The 21,078-nt window shown below is 68.0% G+C and carries 24 protein-coding genes; 18 read left to right on the top strand and 6 right to left on the bottom strand.

The window, feature by feature from the left end; translation table 11 throughout:
• Positions 1 to 16 precede the first annotated feature (16 nt).
• A complete protein-coding gene (locus tag G6N18_RS14630; protein WP_083005850.1) occupies positions 17 to 328 on the top strand; it encodes a hypothetical protein in 312 nt (103 codons plus the stop codon).
• A gap of 6 nt (positions 329 to 334) precedes the next feature.
• Here the strand turns inward: G6N18_RS14630 and fadD2 are convergent, their stop codons facing one another.
• On the bottom strand, positions 335 to 2,014 hold the full coding sequence (gene fadD2, locus G6N18_RS14635) for a long-chain-fatty-acid--CoA ligase FadD2 (protein WP_083005852.1): 1,680 nt from the start codon (positions 2,012 to 2,014) through the stop codon (positions 335 to 337).
• Between the two features lie 55 nt (positions 2,015 to 2,069).
• On the opposite strand from fadD2, the gene G6N18_RS14640 reads away from it, so the two are divergent.
• The 3 genes from G6N18_RS14640 (at position 2,070) to G6N18_RS14650 (ending at position 4,392) form a co-directional block, all read left to right on the top strand.
• Positions 2,070 to 3,338, top strand: a complete 1,269-nt coding sequence (locus G6N18_RS14640) for a DNA polymerase domain-containing protein (RefSeq protein WP_083005854.1) — start codon at positions 2,070 to 2,072, stop codon at positions 3,336 to 3,338.
• A gap of 135 nt (positions 3,339 to 3,473) precedes the next feature.
• A complete protein-coding gene (locus tag G6N18_RS14645) occupies positions 3,474 to 3,884 on the top strand; it encodes an anti-anti-sigma factor (RefSeq protein ID WP_083005934.1) in 411 nt (136 codons plus the stop codon).
• A 136-nt stretch (positions 3,885 to 4,020) separates the two neighbouring features.
• A complete protein-coding gene (locus G6N18_RS14650) occupies positions 4,021 to 4,392 on the top strand; it encodes an NYN domain-containing protein (protein WP_083005856.1) in 372 nt (123 codons plus the stop codon).
• Here G6N18_RS14650 and G6N18_RS14655 read toward each other — a convergent pair.
• Positions 4,376 to 5,011: a TIGR03086 family metal-binding protein gene (locus G6N18_RS14655; RefSeq protein ID WP_083005858.1), complete on the bottom strand. Its 636-nt coding sequence runs from the start codon at positions 5,009 to 5,011 to the stop codon at positions 4,376 to 4,378. The genes G6N18_RS14650 and G6N18_RS14655 overlap by 17 nt on opposite strands.
• A gap of 51 nt (positions 5,012 to 5,062) precedes the next feature.
• On the opposite strand from G6N18_RS14655, the gene G6N18_RS14660 reads away from it, so the two are divergent.
• Positions 5,063 to 5,497: a MarR family winged helix-turn-helix transcriptional regulator gene (locus G6N18_RS14660; protein ID WP_083005860.1), complete on the top strand. Its 435-nt coding sequence runs from the start codon at positions 5,063 to 5,065 to the stop codon at positions 5,495 to 5,497.
• 11 nt (positions 5,498 to 5,508) lie between these two features.
• Here the strand turns inward: G6N18_RS14660 and G6N18_RS14665 are convergent, their stop codons facing one another.
• Positions 5,509 to 6,174 (bottom strand): IF2 family translation initiation factor, encoded by a 666-nt coding sequence (locus G6N18_RS14665; RefSeq protein WP_083005863.1) that lies wholly within the window; start codon positions 6,172 to 6,174, stop codon positions 5,509 to 5,511.
• 22 nt (positions 6,175 to 6,196) lie between these two features.
• Positions 6,197 to 6,745, bottom strand: a complete 549-nt coding sequence (locus G6N18_RS14670) for a prolipoprotein diacylglyceryl transferase (RefSeq protein WP_083005866.1) — start codon at positions 6,743 to 6,745, stop codon at positions 6,197 to 6,199.
• A 76-nt stretch (positions 6,746 to 6,821) separates the two neighbouring features.
• Between G6N18_RS14670 and G6N18_RS14675 the strand changes: the two genes are divergently transcribed.
• The 12 genes from G6N18_RS14675 to G6N18_RS14730 all read left to right on the top strand — a co-directional run bounded on the left by G6N18_RS14675 (position 6,822) and on the right by G6N18_RS14730 (position 17,497).
• A complete protein-coding gene (locus G6N18_RS14675; RefSeq protein WP_083005870.1) occupies positions 6,822 to 7,865 on the top strand; it encodes a CobW family GTP-binding protein in 1,044 nt (347 codons plus the stop codon).
• A gap of 19 nt (positions 7,866 to 7,884) precedes the next feature.
• On the top strand, positions 7,885 to 8,868 hold the full coding sequence (gene ligD / locus G6N18_RS14680; protein WP_083005874.1) for a non-homologous end-joining DNA ligase: 984 nt from the start codon (positions 7,885 to 7,887) through the stop codon (positions 8,866 to 8,868).
• Between the two features lie 49 nt (positions 8,869 to 8,917).
• Positions 8,918 to 9,883, top strand: coding sequence for a YihY/virulence factor BrkB family protein (locus G6N18_RS14685; protein ID WP_083005877.1), 966 nt, complete (start codon positions 8,918 to 8,920; stop codon positions 9,881 to 9,883).
• 22 nt (positions 9,884 to 9,905) lie between these two features.
• Positions 9,906 to 10,781: an MOSC domain-containing protein gene (locus G6N18_RS14690; protein WP_234806234.1), complete on the top strand. Its 876-nt coding sequence runs from the start codon at positions 9,906 to 9,908 to the stop codon at positions 10,779 to 10,781.
• On the top strand, positions 10,781 to 11,590 hold the full coding sequence (locus G6N18_RS14695) for an SDR family oxidoreductase (RefSeq protein WP_083005883.1): 810 nt from the start codon (positions 10,781 to 10,783) through the stop codon (positions 11,588 to 11,590). The genes G6N18_RS14690 and G6N18_RS14695 overlap by 1 nt, the downstream gene beginning before the upstream one ends.
• A gap of 20 nt (positions 11,591 to 11,610) precedes the next feature.
• A complete protein-coding gene (locus G6N18_RS14700) occupies positions 11,611 to 12,519 on the top strand; it encodes an ABC transporter substrate-binding protein (RefSeq protein WP_083005885.1) in 909 nt (302 codons plus the stop codon).
• Positions 12,520 to 12,531: 12 nt separating this feature from the next.
• On the top strand, positions 12,532 to 13,242 hold the full coding sequence (locus G6N18_RS14705) for a queuosine precursor transporter (protein WP_083005889.1): 711 nt from the start codon (positions 12,532 to 12,534) through the stop codon (positions 13,240 to 13,242).
• Between the two features lie 75 nt (positions 13,243 to 13,317).
• Complete coding sequence (locus G6N18_RS14710) at positions 13,318 to 13,995, top strand: 5-oxoprolinase subunit B family protein (RefSeq protein ID WP_083005893.1); 678 nt, start codon at positions 13,318 to 13,320, stop codon at positions 13,993 to 13,995.
• Positions 13,996 to 14,013: 18 nt separating this feature from the next.
• The gene (locus G6N18_RS14715; RefSeq protein ID WP_067226014.1) at positions 14,014 to 14,898 is read left to right on the top strand and encodes a 5-oxoprolinase/urea amidolyase family protein; all 885 of its coding nucleotides are present in this window, start codon (positions 14,014 to 14,016) and stop codon (positions 14,896 to 14,898) included.
• A 37-nt stretch (positions 14,899 to 14,935) separates the two neighbouring features.
• A complete protein-coding gene (locus G6N18_RS14720) occupies positions 14,936 to 15,517 on the top strand; it encodes a GNAT family N-acetyltransferase (protein WP_083005897.1) in 582 nt (193 codons plus the stop codon).
• 151 nt (positions 15,518 to 15,668) lie between these two features.
• A complete protein-coding gene (locus tag G6N18_RS14725; RefSeq protein ID WP_083005900.1) occupies positions 15,669 to 16,817 on the top strand; it encodes a uroporphyrinogen-III synthase in 1,149 nt (382 codons plus the stop codon).
• Positions 16,814 to 17,497: a sirohydrochlorin chelatase gene (locus G6N18_RS14730; RefSeq protein ID WP_083005904.1), complete on the top strand. Its 684-nt coding sequence runs from the start codon at positions 16,814 to 16,816 to the stop codon at positions 17,495 to 17,497. The genes G6N18_RS14725 and G6N18_RS14730 overlap by 4 nt, the downstream gene beginning before the upstream one ends.
• A 19-nt stretch (positions 17,498 to 17,516) precedes the next feature.
• Here G6N18_RS14730 and nirD read toward each other — a convergent pair whose 3' ends face one another.
• Positions 17,517 to 17,864 carry a nitrite reductase small subunit NirD gene (gene nirD / locus G6N18_RS14735; RefSeq protein WP_083005907.1) on the bottom strand — a complete coding sequence of 116 codons (348 nt, stop codon included), beginning with the start codon at positions 17,862 to 17,864 and terminating at the stop codon, positions 17,517 to 17,519.
• Complete coding sequence (gene nirB, locus G6N18_RS14740) at positions 17,861 to 20,410, bottom strand: nitrite reductase large subunit NirB (protein ID WP_083005938.1); 2,550 nt, start codon at positions 20,408 to 20,410, stop codon at positions 17,861 to 17,863. The genes nirD and nirB overlap by 4 nt, the downstream gene beginning before the upstream one ends.
• Before the next feature lie 222 nt (positions 20,411 to 20,632).
• On the opposite strand from nirB, the gene G6N18_RS14745 reads away from it, so the two are divergent.
• Positions 20,633 to 21,076: an Hsp20/alpha crystallin family protein gene (locus G6N18_RS14745; RefSeq protein WP_083005942.1), complete on the top strand. Its 444-nt coding sequence runs from the start codon at positions 20,633 to 20,635 to the stop codon at positions 21,074 to 21,076.
• Positions 21,077 to 21,078: the final 2 nt, after the last annotated feature.

Below are 21,078 nucleotides of genomic sequence, written 5' to 3' on the forward strand. Positions count from 1 at the left end.
AGGCAACCCGGCTGTCATGACCAACGACGTCGAGAAGCGCTGGGACCGCCCGGGCGCATTCCGCGCCGCCGCCATCTACGTGGCCGTGGTGGTCGCGGTGGCGGCCCTCGCGTTCGTGATCTACGCAGTCGTGTCGAAGACCTCGGTGGTCGGCGCGTCGACCGTGCCGGCGATCCTGTTGCTCGGCGGGTTGGGCGCGTTCGTCAAGACCTACCGCGAGTGGAAGGCACAGGGCCAATGGGTGCAGTGGCAGGGTGCCGGCTGGTTCCTGCTGCTGCTGATGCTGGTGTGCCTGTCGATTCCCGGCGCGGCCGCGATGGCCGACTAACGGCGCCTACTCCACTTCCATTTCCCGGAGCTCGCGCTTGAGGATCTTGCCGGTCGGGTTGCGCGGCAGCTCGTCGATGAAGACCACTTCGCGCGGCACCTTGTACCGGGCCAGGTGTTCGCGGACGTAATGCTTGATGTCGTCCTCGCCGATCGAGGCGCCGTCGGCCTTGACCACAAAGGCCCGCAGCCGATGGCCCCACTCCTTGTCCTCCACGCCGAGCGCTGTGGCCTCGACGACCTCCGGGTGACCGCTGATCAGGTCCTCGACCTCGGCCGGGAACACGTTCTCGCCGCCGGACACGATCATCTCGTCGTCGCGGCCGCTGACGTAGAGCAGGCCGTCCTCGTCGAGATAGCCGACGTCGCCGGACGACATCAGCCCGTCGACGACCTCCTTGTGGCCGCCGCCGGTGTAGCCCTCGAACGGGAAGAACGTGCCGACGAAGATGCGTCCCACCTCGCCCCGCGGCAGTTCCTTGCCGTTGTCGTCGAGGATCTTGACCTTCACACCCTTCACCACCGGGCCGACCGTGGCGGGGTTCTTCTCCAGATCCTGGGGCCGCGCGATGGCGGCGAACGCGATCTCGGTGGACCCGTACAAGTTGTAGACGACGGGTCCGAGCATCTTGAGTGCCCGCTGCGCCATCTCGGCACCCAACTGCGATCCCGACACGAACACGATCCGCAGCGACGACAGATCCGGCTTCCGCTCCAGACCGTCGAGCGCATCGAGCATCCGCGACAGCATCACCGGCACCACCACCACGGCGGTCACCTTGTGCTTCTCGATGTCCTCGAGCACGGTCGCCGGCTTGAAACGTCGGCGCAGCACCAACGTCGTACCCAACATCATCGCGATCGTCAGGTGTAGGAAGCCCAGCGCATGGAACATCGGCGCGGGCAGGGACGTGACCTCGCCGCCCTTGAACGGCACGTGCGAGAGCACACCACCGATCGGGGCCAGGGTCGGCGGCGTACTTCTGTTGGCGCCCTTGGGAGTTCCCGTCGTACCGCTGGTCAGGATGATCACCGACGAGTGCTTGGTCGCCTTCGGCGCCGGCTTACCCGTGTGACGGTTGACGAAGTCCTCAAGCGTCTCATCGGTGCTCTTCGAGGGCTCGTCTTTGTCGGGGTTCACCCCGAGCGCGCGCAGCTTGCCCAGCGGCGGGTCGGCCTTGGACACCGCCTCGCAGTACTCGTCGTCGTAGATGATCAGCTCGGCGCCTTCGCGGTCGGACACCTCCTTGACCTGCGGACCCGAGAACTCGCTGTTGAGCAGGATGACGCGTGCGCCGGTGCGCGCCGCGCCGTAGAACGCGACGAGGAACCACCGGTGGTTGCGGGCCAGGATCGCAACCCCGTCACCGCCCTTGACGCCCTTCTCCAGCAGGCCGTGGGCCAGTGAGTGCGCGGCGTCGTCGAGCTCTTTGAAGGTCATCTCGCCGAAGTCGTCGATGACCGCGGTGCGGTTGGGGGTGCGACGGGCGTTGAGCGCCGGCATCATCCCGAACTCGCCCCAGCGCCGAATGTCGGCGAGCATCGCGGCGATGTTATGCGGTGGTTCGATCTTGAACGCGCCTGCGCCGAACATCTTGCTGGCGTAGTGCAGCTCGGCCGACCCGCGTTCGACGAGCTGTTGAGCCTTGGCGACTGCTTGCAACGGGAGATCGGTGAGTCTGGCCATGGACCCACAATATGTGACCGGCGTCGCACTTCGGCCGGGAAACTAGCATGACGATATGGCCTCTCGGCGACAGCTTGCCCAGTCCCAGGAGGTCGACGGTCTAGCGGTGCCCATCACCAACCCCGACAAGGTCGTGTTCCCCGAGATCGGGGTGACCAAGTCCGACCTGATGCACTACTACATCAGCGTCGCCGACGGCGCCCTGCGCGGCGTGCAGGACCGACCGATGATCCTCAAGCGGTTCGTCAAGGGCATCACCGAGGAGGCGGTGTTCCAGAAACGGGCACCACAGAAGCGGCCGGATTTCGTCGACGTCGCCGAGTTGAAGTACGCGTCCGGGACCTCGGCGGCCGAAGCGGTGATCCGCGATCCGGCAGGCCTGGTCTGGGCGGTGAACCTCGGCTGCGTCGACCTCAACCCCCATCCGGTGCGGTCGGACGATGTGGCCCATCCCGACGAGCTGCGCGTCGACCTCGATCCGATGCCGGGGGTGGCGTGGCCACAGATCATCGACGTGGCGATGGTCGCCCGGGAGGTTCTCGAGGACCACGGATTGACGGCGTGGCCGAAGACCTCGGGGTCACGGGGATTTCACATCTACGCCCGGATTCAGCGGAGGTGGCCGTTCAAGTTCGTCCGGCTCGCCGCGCAGGCGATCGCCCGTGAAGTGGAACGCCGCGCGCCCGACATCGCGACCGCCCGCTGGTGGAAGGAGGAACGCGAGGGCGTGTTCGTCGATTTCAACCAGAACGCCTTCGACCGGACCGTCGCCTCGGCCTACTCGGTGCGCGCGACCCCGGACGCCCGGGTGTCCACGCCACTGAGCTGGAGTGAGGTGCCCGGCTGCCGACCGGAGGCGTTCACGATCGCGTCGGTGCCGCAGCGATTCGCCGAATACGGCGATCCGTGGGAGGGCATCGACGATTCGGCGGGGTCGCTGGACGCGCTGCTGGACCTAGCCGACCGGCTCGGCCCGGCGGAGAAGGCGCCGCGCGGGGCCACACGGTCGGGCGGTGGGAATATCCGCGGCGGCGCGGGCCGCAAATCGTCGAAGCCGCTGATCGAGATCGCCCGCACCAAGACCAAGGACGAGGCGATGGTCGTACTCGAACAATGGCGGCGACGTTACCCGTCGGTAGCCGAAAAACTAGAGCCCGCAGATGTTCTCGTCGACGGCATGCGGGGACCCAGTTCCATCTGGTACCGCATCCGGATCAACCTGCAGCATGTGCCCGAAAATCAGCGTCCACCACAGGAAGAGCTGCTGGCCGACTACAGCCCCTGGGAGAACTACTCGGGTCCCCAGTGGATGCGCCGCGGCTGAGGGATTTGCTGGCCGGTGCGAATGCGGCTTCTTACCAAAGTATTAGCCGCCGCTCCCGGTTGCCTTAAGTTGGCCGCTTAGGTTGGGCTCCAAGGTCAAGTTGAGGTGCTGCAGGAGGCAGGGATGCCCGGAAAAATGTACGGCAATCCGACATTCGACTGCGCCGGCGCCCAGCTTCACGCGGTCTGTCGTCAGTTGGCGACGGTCGTGGCTGTGGACGGGGTCATCGACGATACGAACATCGAGCGGATCACCGCGTTCGCTCACCGGTTCGTGCTCGCCGAGAAGCCGTTCGTTCTCGACCTCAGCGGCGTGAGTTCATGTACAGGACAGATTGTTTCCCTGATGTACGAAGTCGATGAGTGCTGCTTCCACGCCGGTGTGGAGTGGTCGGTCATCGCCAGCGATGGTGTGCATCGCGTGCTGCGCGGTTCCGTAGTGAGCTTCCCGGTGGCCGAGTCGGTGCCGGACGCGCTTCACCACTTCGCCGACAGCATCCACCAACGGCGTCGCCTGTTGCCGCTGTTGACCAAGAAGACCGCATAGCGGAAGGCGACACACGTGCTACTCGACATTCGTTGGCTCGGTTACCTGCTTGGCCGTCGGCATCCGGCGGCCAAGCAGACCGGCCACTGCGCTCACTGAACCGCCGACGCTCCTCGACTGACGCCCGGCCCGACGGATGCGATGGATCGTCGACGGGATGAACGTGATCGGGTCGCGCCCCGACGGCTGGTGGCGCGACCGGCACCGCGCGATGGTCAACCTCGTCGAGCGACTGGAACGGTGGCAACCCTCCGGTGACGACGTCACAGTGGTGTTCGAACGTCCGCCGAAGCCACCGATCGTCTCGTCGATCATCACCGTCGCGCATGCGCCGCGGCCGGCGGCCAACTCTGCCGACGACGAGATTGTGCGGCTGGTGAACGCCGACACCCGGCCGGCCGACGTTCGCGTCGCGACGTCGGATCGCGCGCTCGCCGGGCGCGTGAGCCCCGCCGGCGCATCCGTCTGTCCGGCGGAGAGGCTGCGCGATCTCATCGACCCACGGTGACGCCCTCCGGCCGCCAGTCGGGTGAGCGGCCGAGGTGGCGCAGCACCCGATCGAGGTCACTCGCCCCCTCTTCCCCAGTGACGGCGTGGGCGAACGGCGAATTGTCCACCTCGCGGATGTCGCCGTCCGGAACCGCCAACGCCAGCGGAACGACAGCCTCGATCACCTCGGCCGGCAGCACGAACGGCACACCGACGCTGCGGGCGACGTCCCAACCGTGCATGACGTAGTCGACGAAGTGGAAGGCTATCGCCATCCATGCCGGAATGGCGGCGTCCTGGCCGAACTCGGGCAGCGCGAACGTCGCATCCGGCACGCCGCCGGCGGAGAACGCCTCGAGCACGTCGGCGGCCGCCGCGGCGTAGGCGCCAGCGGGGTCCGCTCGGACCGCGTCGGCGACGGTCGCAGGGTCCCATACCGCGAGGTCTGCACCCGAACCGCGCGCGGCGGCGGCGAACCCGTTGTGCTGCACGGTCATATGTGTCAGCAGATCGCGGAGGTCCCAGCCGGCACACGGGGTCGGCGAAGCGAGGTCGGCACGGGTGACGTCCGCGACGATGTCGACGGACACGGTGACCGCGAGCCGGTGGAGCGGTCGAAGGTCATAATTAGTATGCATGTGCTTACGATATGCGTCTACTTATCATCAGTCAATGCTTAATATCCGCTCATGCCTCCGAAGTCGAGACGACCGGACCTCGCGGCGATGCTCGCCCCGCTGCTGCGCCGGCTGATCGCCCTCGAAACCCCGATTCTGGCGTCACACGACGTGTCGATGTGGGGCTACAGCGTGCTGGTGGCGCTCGACGAGTCGCCGGTGCGCACTCAGGCCGCGCTCGCCGAGGCGATCGGCGCCGACAAGACCCGGATCATCCCCACGCTCGACGAGTTGCAGGCCAAGGGCTATATCGAGCGGCGGCCCGATCCTGCCGACCGGCGTGCGCGGCTACTGGCCATCACCGAAGCGGGCCGCGCCCGCAAAGATGCGGTGCAAGCAGAGATTCAGCGCGGAGAGGAGCGGTGGCTGTCGGTGTTGTCGGCCGCCGAGCGCCGAACGTTCCTGCGGGCATTGCAGGAGATGACGCGCGCCGACGGCAATCCATAGGGCGCGCCGGGTCAGCGGTCGGCTTGCCGCGTCTCCTTCTCCGTCTCGGCGAGGTCCTCGATTTTGTCCGCCTGCGCCTGCGTCACCGCGGCGTCGACGCGCTTGTCCGCAGCGTCGTTGAGCTTGGCGGCTGCGTTCGTGGCGACGCTGCGCTCGGCCGCGTCGATCTGCGCCTCTTCGCGGCGCTTCGCGGTATCGACGTTCCTCTTGCGTTGGGCACCGATCTGGTCGGCCTGCTTCCTGTCCGCGGCGATGCGCTTCTCGGCCTCCTCGATGGCCGAGCGCTTACGCTGCTGCGCCTGCTTGCGGGCCTCGCGGGCTTCGCGTCCGGTCTCCTCGAACGCATCCTGCTTGTCCTGCAGCGCCTTCTCGCGCGTCACCTCCAACTCGGCCTCGGCCTGCTTGGCGTTCTCGTCGGCGGCCGCATCCAGTTCGGCCGCGCGGCGCAGCGCGTCACTGCGCTCGATGAGTGTGGCGCCCCGCTTACGAAGTGCGGGATCGCCGAGCGCGGCGCCGACCGCCGTGTCCAACATGCCCAGGGAGCGTTCGTAGAACAGCCGGGCGGGCGCCTCGGAGTCCATCCGCGCGACGAACCTTTCGTCGATCAGCTGCAGTGGCATGCGGGCCACCTGGTACTGAAGTCTCAGCACCGCCCTCGGGATAGCGGTGAGGCTCATGGTTAGCTCCTTCGTGCCCTGGTCAGGCGTCGTTGTTGAGATTGTCGGCCTGCCGCCGGATGCGGGCGGCTTCCGCGTGCGCGCTGGCCGACTCCGCGGCGGCTTCGCGATGTTCTTCGAGCGCGTCGGCGAGTTGGCTGTCGGCGTCGTGGATCTCGGCGCGTTGTTCGGCTTTCGCTTCGCGCTCCTTGCGCTCCGCCTCCCGGTCGGCCTCGTTGCGCTCTTCGGCGAGTCGCTGATGGGCGGCCTGCTCGGCGGCGCGCTTCTGCGCGGCTTCCTGGTTGTCCACCGCCGCCTTGTCGGCGTCCGCTTCGGCGTTCAGCGACCTGCGTTCCTCGGCGCCTTCGCGGCTGGCCTCGGCCACATCGGCCCGGGCCTCCCGGGCTTCGGCGTCGGCGACCGCCCGCTCTTTGTTGGCCTCTTTGCGCTGCTCGGCCTCGGCCTGCTGAAGCTGCCCTTGCGCGGTCAGCGAGTCGTTTCCGGTGACCGCGCCGAACAGCTCCTTGGCCTTGCCCTTCACCGAGTCGATCAAGCTTTCGCGCGCCTGGCCGGCCTTGTCATGGTCCGTCATTCGGGCCTCCTCTCGGGGGCTTAGGTTCCACATCTGGTGGTGTCCGAAACACGGCTGTGGGCGAATCGCTGACATCATGTGTGCCGTGGTGGCCCGCGTCCTGCAGCCGACGGTTCCAGTCATTGCGCTCACCGGCTACCTCGGCGCGGGCAAGACGACCCTGCTCAACCATGTGCTGCGCGCGCCCGGCGCCCGCATCGGCGTGGTGATCAACGACTTCGGCGAGCTCAACGTGGACGCCGCACTGGTGAGCGGCCAGGTGGACGAACCGGCCTCGATCGCGGGTGGTTGCATCTGCTGCCTGCCTGACGACGGCGGACTCGACGACGCGCTGGCCAAGCTCGCCGACCCGAAGCTGGCACTGGACGCGATCATCGTCGAGGCGAGTGGCCTGGCCGACCCGATCGCGATCTCCCGCATCATCCGGTTCAGCGGCGTGGACCGCATCCGGCCTGGAGGCATCGTCGACGTCATCGACGCCAAGGCACATTTCGACACCGTCGACCCACACGCCACCCCGCCGGCCCGGTACGGCGCGGCCTCGCTGGTGGTGGTGAACAAACTCGACCAAGTCCCGCACGACGACCGCGACGGCGTGCTGGCCCGCATCGCGGACCGGGTGCGCGAGCGCAATCCGGACGTCCACCTGGTCGGCGCCATCGCGGGACGCGTCGACCCGGCGCTGCTGTACGACGTGTCCGAGGCGGCCACCGAGGACGGCCAGTTGTCGCTGCGCGAACTGCTGGTCGACGCCGAACCCGACGAGCATCCGCACGTGCACGCCGACTCCGTCACCGTGACCACCGACGGATGCGTCGACCCCGACGCACTGTTCGACGTGCTCGAGCAGCCACCCGACGGTGTGTACCGGCTCAAGGGCATCGTCGCGGTGCGCTACCGCGACCGCGTCCGCAGCTACGTCGTCAACGTGGTCGGCACGTCGGTGCACATCGCGGCCGCACCGTCGTCGGCGCGGACCAACAGCCTCGTGGCGATCGGCACGCACATCGATGCCGATGACGTCCGCGGTCGCGTCCAGGCCGCGCTGCGCCCGCGCGACGGCACACCGTCCGTCTCGGGTGTGCGGCGCCTGCAGCGCTACCGCCGGCTCAGCGTGTGACGCTGCCTAAGGTGGGCCTATGAGCGTCGCCGAGGAGCGCGCCGGGGTTCGGCTGACAAACCTCGACCAGCCGTTGAGCGAAGATGCCGGGGCGACCAAGCGCGATCTCGTCGACTACCTCGACGCGGTGGCCGATCGGATCCTGCCGGGTCTGGCGGGGCGTCCGCTGACCGTGTTGCGGGTGCTGCGCGGCCAGGCGCCGTTCATGCAGAAGAACGTTCCGAAGTACACGCCGGACTGGGTGAAGACCGTGTCGATGTGGGCCGAGTCCTCGCATCGCGAGGTGCGCTACGCCCTGTGCGACGATCGGCGGACCCTGCTGTGGCTGGCCAACCAGCGCGCGGTCGAATACCACCCGACGCTGGGGCTGGCCGACAACATCTACCGCCCGACGCATCTGGTGCTCGACCTCGACCCGCCACCCGGCAGCGCATTCGACGCGGTGGTGGCTACGGCTGCTCTTGTGCGCCAGGCGCTTTCGGACTGCGGCCTGACGGGCGTGGTGAAGACCAGCGGTGCCAAGGGGCTGCACGTGTTCGTGCCCGTCGACGACAGCGCCCCGGTCGACGACGTCGCCGCGGCCACCCGCGCGCTCGCGACGCGCGCGGAGCAACTCGATCCCGCCCGCGCGACAACGGCTTTCATCGTCGAGGACCGCGAAGGCAAGGTGTTCATCGACTCCACCCGTGCCGGCGGCGCGACCGTCGTCGCCGCCTACAGCCCCCGACTGCGCCCCGGCACCCCGGTGTCGTTCCCGGTGCACTGGTCGGATCTGGACCGCATCACACCGGCCGACTTCTCCGTGCACACGGCGCTCGGCGTGCTCGGCGACCGCGACCCGTGGGCCGAGATGATGCCGGCACCGCAGACGCTGCCACCGGATCTGATCGAGCACGGCCGGACCATTCCCGTGGCGCGGGTGGCCGCGATGCACGAAGGCAAGCGCCGGGCGCGGGCGCGCCGCGCCGAGGACGGCAAGACGTCAGATTTGCCTGGCCGGTAAACGGGTATCGACCAGCGCATCAGCGAGGCCCGGGTGAGGGGGTCCGAAAATGGTCGGCTGGCTGGACAGGCTGCAGCGACGTCACCGTCGCATCGGCTTCCTCATCGCGGTCATCTACAAATACGTCGATGACCAGGGCGGCTATCTGGCCGCGCTGATCACCTACTACGCGTTCGTCTCGCTGTTTCCGTTGTTGCTGTTGATGACGACCGTGCTCGGCGTCGTGCTGGTCGGCCGTCCCGAGTTGCAGCAGCGGGTGGTGGAGGCGACAGTCAGCCAGTTCCCGGTCATCGGCAACCAACTGCAGCGTCCGGAAGAGCTCAGCGGCGGCGCCGTGGCGGTGTTCGTCGGCGTCGCGGGTGCCCTCTACGGCGGCATGAAGGTCGGCCAGGCCCTGCAGAACGCAATGGACTCGGTGTGGGCCGTACCGCGCAACAACCGGCCCGACCCGATCCGGTCCCGGCTGCGCAGCCTGTTGTTGCTGTTGGTGCTCGGGTCGGCAGCGATCGCTGCGACCGTCCTGTCCGCGGCCGGCCATGCCACCGCCTCCCTTGGCTGGTTCGGCAAAGCCGGAATCATCGTCGCCACCGTGGCGATCAACGCCGCGATCTGTCTGGTGGTGTTCCGGGTCACGAGCACACGACAACTCACCTACCGGCAGGTGCTGCCCGGCGCGCTGGCCGCAGCGGTGATCTGGCAACTGCTGCAGTGGTTCGGCGCCACCTTCGTTGCGCAAATCGTTCGGTCTTCGAGCGTAACCAACAGCGTGTTCGCCCTCGTGCTGGGCCTGCTGGCGTTTCTGTACCTCATTTCGGTGACGCTGGTGATGTGCGCGGAGGCCAACGTCGTGCGGGTCGACAAGCTGTATCCCCGGGCGCTGATGACGCCGTTCACCGACGACGTCGACCTCACCCCCGCCGACCGCCGCACCTACACGCGCAGGGCGAAAGCCGAACGCGCCAAAGGCTTTCAGCGCGTCAGCGTGCACTTCGACGGTTCTCGCGAGGAGCCGTAGCGCCGGCCTGTACGGTCGGTGCGTGAGACGAGACCGAGACGGGTTGATGGACAGGGTCGGACGTGTCGCCGCGCTGAGGCGCTATCCCGTGAAGTCGATGCTCGGGGAGCAGTGCGACTCCATCGAGCTCAGTCCGCTGGGCGTGTCCGGAGACCGGCGGTATGCGGTCATCGACGACGCCACCGGGCACGTCGCCACCGCCAAACACCCCAGGCTTTGGAGCGCCCTGCTGCAGTGTTCGTCGGCGACCGGACCCGACGGCGTCACGGTGAGGATGCCCGACGGCCGCACGGTGCCCATCGCCGAGGCGGCAGCGCCGCTGTCAGGTCTGCTCGGCCGCACGGTGCACCTCGCCGACGAGCGAGCGGCCGGCGCCTTGCTCGAACGGTCCGATCCCGTCGACGTGCTCACCCACGGCACCGACGCCGAGATCGATCCCGTGCTGATGGAACTGGCCAAGGGCGCGCCCGGCGGCGCCTTCGTCGACCATTCTCCCGTGCACCTGATCAGCACCGCCACGCTCGACGCTGTCGGCGTCGACCGCGCGGAGGCCATCCGGTACCGGCCGAACATCGTCGTCGAGACCAAGGACGGGGCGTTGCCCTTCATGGAGAACGACTGGGTCGGTGCGCAGATCCAGCTCGGGGACGTCGTGTTGCGTGGCACGCTGCCGACGCCGCGTTGCGCCGTGCCGACCCTGAAACATGGCCGCTCCGAACGTCTTCCGGGAGCCGTCCGGTACCTGCTCGAGCACAACCGGGTCGAGGTGCCCGGGTCCGGTGCGCTTCCCTGCGCAGGTCTGTACGCCGAGGTCGTCACCGCCGGCACCGTCGACCTCGGTGACGAAGTCCGCATCACGGTCGACGTCGACGTCGTCGAAAGGGGTATGAAGATCTGATGACGCAACACTGGGCAACCCGCAAGTCCGTCTTCATCACCGGGGCCGCCGCCGGTATCGGCCGCGCCACCGCGCTGACGTTCGCCCGCAACGGGTTCGTCGTCGGCGGCTACGACATCGACGAGGTCGGTCTCAAGAGCCTGGCCGACGAGGTCGACGCGCTGGGCGCCACGGCTGTCGTCGGGCACCTCGACGTCACCGATCCCGACGAGATGGCACAGCGCGTGCGCGAGTTCGTCGAAGCCGCCGGCGGCCGCCTCGACGTCATGATCAACAACGCCGGCATCCTGCGTGCGGGCCGATTCGAGGAGATGGACATCCGCGGCCACCTCAAGGAGATCGACATCAATGCCAAGGGTGTCGTCAACGGTCTGTACGCGGCGTTCCCCTATCTCAAGGCGACGCCGAACTCCGTCGTCGTCAACCTCTCCTCCGCTTCGGCGATCTACGGTCAGGCCGAGCTGGCCAACTACAGCGCCACGAAGTTCTTCGTCCGCGGGATCACCGAGGCGCTCGATATCGAGTGGAGCCGGTACGGCATCCGGGTCATCTCGATGTGGCCGCTGTACGTGCAGACCGCGATGACCAAGAGCATCAAGACCGGCACCACCGATTCGCTCGGCATTCGGCTGACGGCTCAGGACATCGCCGACGCGATCGTCAAGGCCACCGACCCGTCATGGTTGCGCCGGGCCATTCACCAGGTGCACTTCCCGGTCGGATCGCAGACCAAGGTGCTCAGCGCGGGGTCGCGGTTCTCTCCCGGCTGGCTGACCCGGCTGGTGAACAAGAAGTTGGCGCACTCCTGACGTCTGGCTAGGCTCGCCGAGTGGCCACACGGCTGACTCGGCGAGGTTTTCTGACGGTGACCGCGGGCGCGGCGCTCGTCGTCGCCGGTTGCGGTTCGGACAAGCCCGGCACCGTCGCCGAGGACGGCTCGGTGACCGTCAAGCATGTCTTCGGCGAGACCAAGATCCCGGCACCACCCGCCCGGGTGGTCAGCGCGGGGCTGACCGAGCAGGACGACCTGCTGGCGGTCGGGGTGGTGCCGATCGCGGTCACCGACTGGTTCGGTGCCCAACCGTTCGGGGTATGGCCATGGGCGCAGCCGAAACTCGGTGGCGCCCAGCCCACTGTGCTCAGCCTCGCCGACGGCATCCAGGTCGCCCAGATCGCGTCGTTGAAGCCCGATCTGATTGTCGCCGTCAACGCGGGACTGGACTCCGACACCTATACGAAGCTGTCCGAGATCGCGCCGACGGTCGCGCAGTCCGGGCACGCCGCGTTCTTCGAGCCGTGGAAGGACCAAGCCGGCACGGTCGGCCAGGCGGTCTTCAAGCACGACGAGATGCAAGCCCTGATCGCGAGCGTCGACCAGAAGTTCACCGCGGTGGGTGAGAACAACACCGCCTGGGCCGGCAGGAGTGCGGCACTGCTGCACGGTCGGCTGGACGACGGTGAGCCGCAGGCCCTGAGCCCCGATTGGCGCGCCGAGTTCCTCACCCAAATGGGTCTGCGCGTCGTGGAGAATCCCGATACGGCGGACGTGCTGATCTGGGCCACCGAGAGCGACGAGGAACAGGCCGCGCTGCTGGCCGACCCGGCCGTTGCGAAGCGCGGTGAGGCCAACATCTTCACGGGCAAGGAACTCGCCGGGGCCATCGCGTTCGCCTCACCGCTGTCGTACCCGGTGGTGGCCGACCGACTGCCGTCGCTCATCGCCCAGGCACTGAGCTGAGAAGATGGCGCGGTGACGGTCACCCCCGACACCCAGCAGACCGAACACCGCGGCTTCGCCACCACGGGATCGGCCTACTATCCGACGCTCGTCGCCGTGTTCACCGGCCTGGTGCTGATCTCGAACGTGGCGGCGACCAAGGGCATCGCATTCGGCCCGATCATCGGCGACTGGTCGCTGATCACCGACGGCGGCTTCATCGTGTTCCCGCTGACGTACGTGATCGGCGACGTGCTGTCGGAGGTGTACGGCTTCGCGGCCACCCGGCGCGCGATCTACATCGCGTTCATGATGGAGGCACTCGCGGCGTTCACGTTCTGGCTGACCGCCGTGCTACCGGCCGCCGACTTCTACACCAACCAGGCGGCGTTCGAGGCCGTGGTGAAGCCGTTCACGCAGTTGATCATCGCGGGCCTGGCCGGTTTCATCGTCGGGCAGACGCTCAACGCCTGGGTCGTGGTGAAGGTCAAGTCCCGGGTCGGCGAGAAGCATCTGTGGGCCCGGTTGATCGGGTCGACGGTCATCGGCGAGTTCGCCGACACCCTGGTGTTCTGCAGCATCGCCGCGGCCGCGATCGGGATCGACACCTGGCGCGACTTCCTCACGTACGTGGCCCTGGGGTGGGTCTACAAGACCGCGGTGGAGGTGCTCGTACTCCCGGTGACCTACCGCGTCATCGCGTTCATCAAGCGCCGCGAACCGTCCTATCAGCCCGCCTCCTGAGGCTTCGTTAAAACTCCTCTGGCAAGGCTCACAGAGCACGGGATTTGGTAGCTACTCGCGGGTAAGTTCGGTGCTATGAGCGTGACAGCCGAAATGGACCGTGGCGTACGGGGCGCCGGCGCCATTCCCATCCGCGACTACGGGGACCGGGCGCTGCTCCTCGAGTTCGACAGCACCGCCGCAGTATTGGCGTGGACCGACGCGATCCGGCAGGCCGACCTGCCCGGCGTGCTCGACATCGTGCCGGCTTCGCGCACGGTGTTGATCAAGCTCGCCGGGCCCCGGTACCAGGCGCCGACGCGGCAACGCCTGGGCGGCCTGCGTGTCGATGCTGACTTCGCCGCGGAGTTGACACCGCCGGCAGACCGCCGCCCCGACGTCACGATCGACGTCGTCTACGACGGCCCGGATCTCGACGAGGTGGCCCGGCTGACGGGCCTGACACCCGAGCAGGTGGTATCCGCGCACACCGGCAGGCTGTGGCGGGTCGGGTTCGGCGGGTTCGCACCGGGTTTCGCCTATCTCGTCGGCGGTGATCCGCGACTGGAGGTGCCGCGGAGGTCCGAGCCGCGGACCAAGGTGCCGGCCGGCGCCGTCGGTCTGGCAGGAGAGTTCAGCGGCATCTATCCGCGCGAGTCCCCGGGCGGCTGGCAGTTGATCGGCCGCACGTCTGCGGTGCTCTGGGACGTCGGCCGCGAGAAGCCGGCGCTTCTGACGTCGGGCATGTGGGTGCAGTTCCGGGCGCTTGGATAGGACTGGGTAGGAGGGGCCATGACCACGCTGGAGATCCTTCGGTCCGGGCCGCTGGCGCTGATCGAGGACATGGGCCGCCCAGGGCTGGCGCACATGGGCGTCGGCCGATCGGGTGCCGCCGATCGCCGGTCGCACACGCTGGCCAACAGGCTGGTGGCCAACCCCGGCGACCGGGCCACCATCGAGGTGACGTTCGGCGGGCTGGCGGCGCGGGTGCGCGGTGGCGACATCGCCATCGCCGTCACCGGCGCCGACACCGATCCAGCCGTCGACGGAATACCGTTCGGCACCAACAGCATCCACTTTGCCCGCGACGGTGAGGTGATCACGCTCGGCGCACCGCACTCCGGCCTGCGGACCTATTTGGCCGTGCGCGGCGGTATCGACGTCGAGCCGGTGCTGGGGTCGCGCTCATACGATGTGATGTCAGCGATCGGACCGCAGCCGCTGCAGCCAGGCGATGTGCTGCCGGTCGGCGAGCACACCGAGGAGTTCCCCGAACTCGATCAGGCGCCGGTCGCGGCCATCGAGGACGACGCGCTCGAGTTGATGGTGGTGCCCGGCCCGCGCGACGACTGGTTCGTCGACCCGGACGTGTTGATCCGCACCAACTGGCTGACGACCAACAAGAGCGACCGGGTGGGCATGCGACTGGTCGGGATGCCGCTGGAGTACCGCCGGCCGGATCGGCAACTCCCCAGCGAGGGGGCCACCCGCGGCGCAATTCAGGTACCGCCGAACGGTTTTCCGGTCATCCTGGGGCCGGACCATCCGGTTACCGGCGGCTACCCGGTGATCGGTGTCGTCGCCGACGAGGACATCGACAAGGTGGCTCAGGTGCGGCCCGGGCAAACGGTGCGGATGCACTGGTCGCGGCCGCGCCGGCCATTCGCGGACTGCTAGACCGACAGCGAGCGCGCCGCGCTGGTAGAAAAGCAGTGTGCATGTTCAGGAGTCCCTTGTTCCCGTCGTGCGCATCCACACCGCGCGGCTGATCCACACGTCCGACCTCGACCCCGAGACGCGCGAAGACGCCAAAAGCATGGTGATCGAGGCGTTCGACGGGGATTTCACCGACGTCGACTGGGAGCACTCCCTGGGCGGCATGCACGCGATGATCTTCGACCACGGCGCGCTGATCGCCCATGCGGCGGTGGTGCAGCGGCGGCTGCTGTATCGCAGGACCGCGCTGCGCTGCGGCTACGTCGAAGCGGTCGCGGTGCGCGAGGACTGGCGCGGACAGGGCCTGGCGCGAGCCGTGATGGATGCCGTGGAGCAGGTGCTGCGCGGGGCGTATCAGCTCGGCGCGCTCAGCGCCTCCGAGGCGGGCAGACACATCTACACCGCCCGCGGCTGGCTGCCGTGGCAGGGACCGACCTCGGTGCTCGCGCCGGCCGGGTTGACCCGCACTCCCGACGACGACAACGCGTTGTTCGTGCTGCCGGTGAGCCTGCCGGACGGCATGGTGTTGGACACCAGCGCCGAGATCACCTGCGACTGGCGCGACGGCGACGTCTGGTGAGACCCACGCCTGGGTCGAGTGTTGGATGAGGCGAAGGTCACGAGCAGAAAAGTCCAGGTTGGCGTCTGTTTTCTGAGTGCCCGGAGCCGCCGACACGACTCCGCAACGGTCAAGTAATCGCTCGGAAACATGCGCTGCATACACATGTCCCATGACTGAGCCCGACTGGGCGCCGCTCACCGGATTCCGGGTGGCGGTGACTTCCGCTCGGCGTGCCGACGAGTTGAGCGCGCTGCTGCGCCGCCGCGGTGCGACGGTGACCAGCGCGCCGGCGATCCAGATGGTGCCACTGCCCGACGACGACGTGTTGCGCGCGCACACTCGAGCCCTGATCGACGCGCCACCGGACATCGTGATCGCCACCACCGGCATCGGCTTCCGGGGCTGGGTCGCGGCCGCCGACGGCTGGGGCATCGCCAACGACCTGATCGCCGCGCTCGCCAAGGCGCGCGTGCTCTCCCGTGGGCCCAAGGCGACGGGTGCCCTGCGCGCGGCCGGCCTGCCCGAGGAGTGGTCGCCGGACTCGGAGTCGTCGCGCGAGTTGGTGCATTACCTCGTCGAGGGCGGGATCGCCGGTCAGCGCGTCGCGGTCCAGTTGCACGGCGCCACCGACGAGTGGGACCCGTTCCCCGAGTTCCTCGACGAGTTGCGTGCGGCCGGTGCCGAGGTCGTGCCGATCCTGGTGTACCGCTGGCATCCGGCGCCGCACAACGGAGACTTCGACCAACTGGTGGCCGGCATCGCCGACGAGAAGTTCGACGCGGTCAGCTTCACCTCTGCGCCCGCGGTCGCGTCGGTTCTGCTGCGGGCCAGGGAAATGGGGCTGGAGAGCCGAGTGCTCGCGGCGTTTCGCGGTGACGTGCACGCGATGTGCGTCGGGCCCGTGACCGCCCAGCCGTTGACGCGGCTCGGGGTCCCGACGTCGGCGCCGGACCGAATGCGGTTGGGGGCGTTGGTCCGTCACATCACCGACGAGCTGCCGCTGTTGTGCTCGCGGACGGTTCGGGTGGCCGGACATCTGCTCGAGATCCGTGGCACGTGCGTGCTGGTCGATGGGATCGTCAAGCCGGTGTCGCCGGCCGGGATGGCCACGATCCGCGCGCTGGCCCACCGGCCCGGCGCGGTGGTGTCACGCACCGACCTGCTGCGGGCGCTGCCCGGCAACGGCACCGACACCCACGCCGTTGAAACCGCCGTGTTGCGGCTGCGAACGGCGTTGGGCGACAAGAACATCGTGTCGACGGTCGTCAAGCGGGGCTACCGGCTGGCCGTCGAGGAGAGTCTGGCGGTCAGCCCATGAGCCTTCTGCTGGTGGCTCACGGCACCCGCAAACAGAGCGGGGTGGCGCTGATCGGGAACCTGGCTGACCGGGTGTCGACCGCGCTGGGCGCCCGCGTCCACGTCGCGTTCGTCGACGTGCTCGGCCCGACGCCCAGCGAGGTGCTGGGACGCCTGCCCGATCGCACGATCCTGGTGCCGGCGTTCCTGTCCCGCGGATATCACGTCAACACCGACATTCCCGCGCACGTCGCGGCCAGCGGACATCCCGGCGTGACAGTAGCCGAGGCGCTGGGTCCCAGCCCCGCGCTGACCCACGTGCTGACCGATCGGCTGATCGAATGCGGATGGCGGCCCGGCGATTCCGTGGTGCTCGCGGCCGCGGGTACCTCCGACGCGGGTGCGCGCTCGGATCTACGGCGCATGTCGGCGCTGCTGTCGGCGGTGATCGGCGACCGGGTCGAGCTTGCGTATGCCGCCACCGGCGAGCCGCGAGTGGCCGACGCGGTGGCGCGTTTGCGCCGCACCGGAGCGCGGCGGGTGGTGGTGGTCGCTTCATACCTTCTGGCCGAAGGTCTTTTTCAGGACCGGCTGCGCGACAGCGGGGCCGACGCGGTGGCCGCCCCGCTGGGTACCCATCCCGCGATGGTGCGGTTGATCGCCAACCGGTTCCGCCGCGCCCGGCTGCCGTTGGCGGCCTAAAGTTCTTTCGGCAGGAGAGCTAGCCGCCGATTTCGATGTGACCGTCGGCGGTGAGCCGCGTCGGGTAGACCGGCAGCAAGACGTCGGGGTCGTCGAGGCACACACCGTCGTCGAGCGCGAACGCCTGCTTCTTGATCGGCGACTGCACGGTCGGGCGGCCACCGCGGTCACCCACGATGCCGCGCGACATCACCGCCGCCCCGGAGAACGGATCGACGTTGCCGACCGCGTGCAGTGATCCGTCGTCGAGACGGAACAGCGCCGCCTGACTACCGTCAGCCAGTAGCACGCCGACGCCGCGGTTGGGGATCAGGAAGTCGTAGCGACAGGCGGACGTCCATACCTGGGTATCGTTGAGCACGGTCATCTTTGCGGCACCTTCGGCATCGCGAGCGGGACCTTACGTCCCGAACTCTCGGTGAACTCGACAGTGGGATCTTCGACATCCGGGGCGTTCACGAACGACACGAACCGCGACAATTTCTGCGGGTCCTCCAGCACGCCCTTCCATTCGCAGGCATAGCCGGCGACGTGGCGCTCCATGGCGTCTTCGAATTCGCCGGCCAGGCCGAGCGAGTCGTTGCAGACCACGTCGCGCAAATGCTCCAGGCCGCCGTCGAGCGCCTCCAGCCACGGCGCCGTGCGCTGCAGCCGGTCGGCGGTTCGAATGTAGAACATCAGGAACCGGTCGATGTAGCGGATCAGCGTCTCGTCGTCGAGGTCGCCGGCCAGCAGCTGTGCGTGCCGGGGCGTCATGCCGCCGTTCCCGCAGACGTAGAGGTTCCAGCCCTGTTCGGTAGCGATGACGCCGACGTCCTTGCTCTGCGCCTCCGCGCATTCGCGGGCACAGCCGGAGACGGCCATCTTGATCTTGTGTGGCGCGCGCAGACCGCGGTAGCGCTTCTCGATGGTGACCGCCATGTCGACCGAATCCTGTTGACCGTAGCGGCACCAGGTGCTGCCCACACAGCTCTTCACCGTGCGCAGCGCCTTGCCGTAGGCGTGACCGGATTCCATGCCACCCTCGACCAGCCGGCGCCAGATCTCCGGCAGTTGATCGACCCGCGCGCCGAACATGTCGATGCGCTGGCCGCCGGTGATCTTGGTGTAAAGGTCGAAGTCCCTGGCGATCTCACCGATCAGGATCAGCTGCTCGGGGGTGATCTCCCCACCGGGCGACCGCGGCACCACCGAATAGCTGCCGTTCTTCTGGATGTTGGCCAGGAAGTGATCGTTGGAGTCCTGCAGCGAGGCCTGCTCGCCGTCGAGGATGTGCTCCGAACTGGTCGACGCGAGGATCGACGCGACGACGGGTTTGCAGATGTCGCAACCCTTTCCGGTGCCGAATCGCTCGATCAGCCCGGAGAAGGTGCGGATCTCGGTGGCACTGACGATCTCGAACAGCTCTGCGCGTGACTGGCTGAAGTGCTCGCACAGCGCCTTGGACTGTTCGACACCCTCGGCCTCGAGCAGTTGCTTGAGCAGCGGCACGCACGAGCCGCACGACGTGCCCGCCAGCGTGCACTTCTTCAGGCCGGGCACATCGGTGCATCCCCCGCCGATCGCTTCTTTGAGATCACCCTTGGTGACGTTGTTGCACGAGCAGATCTGCGCGATATCCGGTAGCGCGCCGACTCCCAGACTCGGCGCGCTGCCATCGGAGACCGGTGCGATCAAGGACAGCGGGTCGCCGGGCAGCTCGCTGGCGACCATCGGACGCAGCACACCGTAGGCCGAGGCGTCACCCACCAAAATTCCGCCCAGCAGGGTCTTCGCGTCATCGGAGAGCACCAGCTTGGCGTAGGTCTGCTTGACCGGGTCGTTGACCACGACCTCCAGGCAGTTGGGCGTGCGGCCCTGGGCGTCACCGAAGCTGGCCACATCGACGCCGAGCAGCTTGAGCTTGGTCGACATATCGGCTTCACCGAACTCCGCGGCACCACCGAGCAGCCGGTCCGCCACCACTTCCGCGCTGGTGTAGCCGGGGCCGACCAGCCCGTAACAGCGGCCCTCGATCGCGGCCACCTCGCCGATGGCGTAGATGTCGGGATCGCTTGTGACACAGGCTACGTCGGTGAGCACCCCGCCGCGCTGGGCGACATCCAGGCCGGCTTCGCGGGCCAGTTCGTCGCGCGGACGTACCCCGGCGGCGAACACGACCACGCCGGTGTCGATATGGCTGCCGTCGTTGAGCGACAACCGCACCGAATCGTCCCGGTCGGATTTGCGCAGCGGCTCATTGCGCTGCACCGGCACGATGCTCTCGGTGCCGACGCCGGTGTGCACCTCGATGCGCAGGCTTTTGATCATCCGGCTCAGCAGCGCACCGCCCGCCTCGTCGAGCTGCGCGGCCATCAGATGCGGCGCCATCTCGACGACGTGAGTCTTCAACCCGAACGTGCGCAACGCATTCGCCGCCTCCAGGCCGAGCAGGCCGCCGCCGATCACCACGCCGACCGGCGTTTTGGAATCGCGAGCGGCGTTCGCACCGGCCCGGATGGCGTCCAGGTCATCGAGGGTCCGGTAGACGTGGCAGACCGGCAGGTCGCGGCCGGGTACCGGCGGGACGAACGCATACGATCCGGTCGCCAGCACCAAAGCGTCGTAAGGCACCCGCTGACCGTCGGCGGTCAGCACCTCCTTCGCGGTCCGGTCGATCCCGGTCACTCGCGTGGCCAACCGCAGGTCGACCAGATCGTCGCCGACGTAGTCATTACCCGGTAGCGCGAGCAGGTTGCGGTCCCAGTGGTCGGTGTAGCCGGTGAGCCCGACGCGGTCGTAGGCGGCGTCGGCCTCCTCGGCGAGGACGGTCACACGCCAGTCACCGTCGGCGTCGCGCGAGCGAAGCGCCTCGACGAACCGGTGACCGACCATGCCGTGGCCGACAACCACCACGTTTCTCGTTGACCGCATGACGCCGACGTTAAGCAGCCGATATTGCCGCAATGTCGCCTCGTGTGAAGCGCCGATCACGGTGTGCTCACAGGGTTCGTCGGCCGATGTGAGACGGGTTTTGGAGGTCTGCGCTGTGGCTTCGCTCACAGCGAAAGCGGGCCGGGAACATGAGCGTAGGTCACTCAAGTTCAATTCAGTGAATGACCGGTACGGTGCCGGTCAACTGCGAGGAGGATGTACATGAGCACTCTGGCATTACGGACTCGTCCCGCGTGGGACATCGACCGGTGGGTACGCGACTTCTTCGGTCCGGCCACCGCCGACGACTGGTTTGCGGGCGCGTTCACCCCCGCCGCGGAGATCGTCCGGGACGGCGACGACGCGCTGGTGCGCGTGGAACTGCCCGGCGTCGATGTCGAGAAGGACGTCAACGTCGAGGTCGACCGCGGTCACCTGGTCATCCACGGCGAGCGTCGCGACGAGCGCGCCACAGGAGATCCGGCACACGATGCCCGATACGTCCGCGAGGTGCGGTACGGGTCGTTCCGCCGGTCGTTCAAGCTGCCGGCCCACGTCACCGGCGAGGCCATCTCGGCGTCGTACGACGCCGGTGTGCTGACGGTTCGGGTGGCCGGTGCCCACAAGGGCGCCGAGTCCCAGCGCATCGCGATCGAAAGCAAGTAGCG

Origin of the sequence: Mycolicibacterium celeriflavum, assembly GCF_010731795.1 — a bacterium.
Taxonomy (GTDB): domain Bacteria; phylum Actinomycetota; class Actinomycetes; order Mycobacteriales; family Mycobacteriaceae; genus Mycobacterium; species Mycobacterium celeriflavum.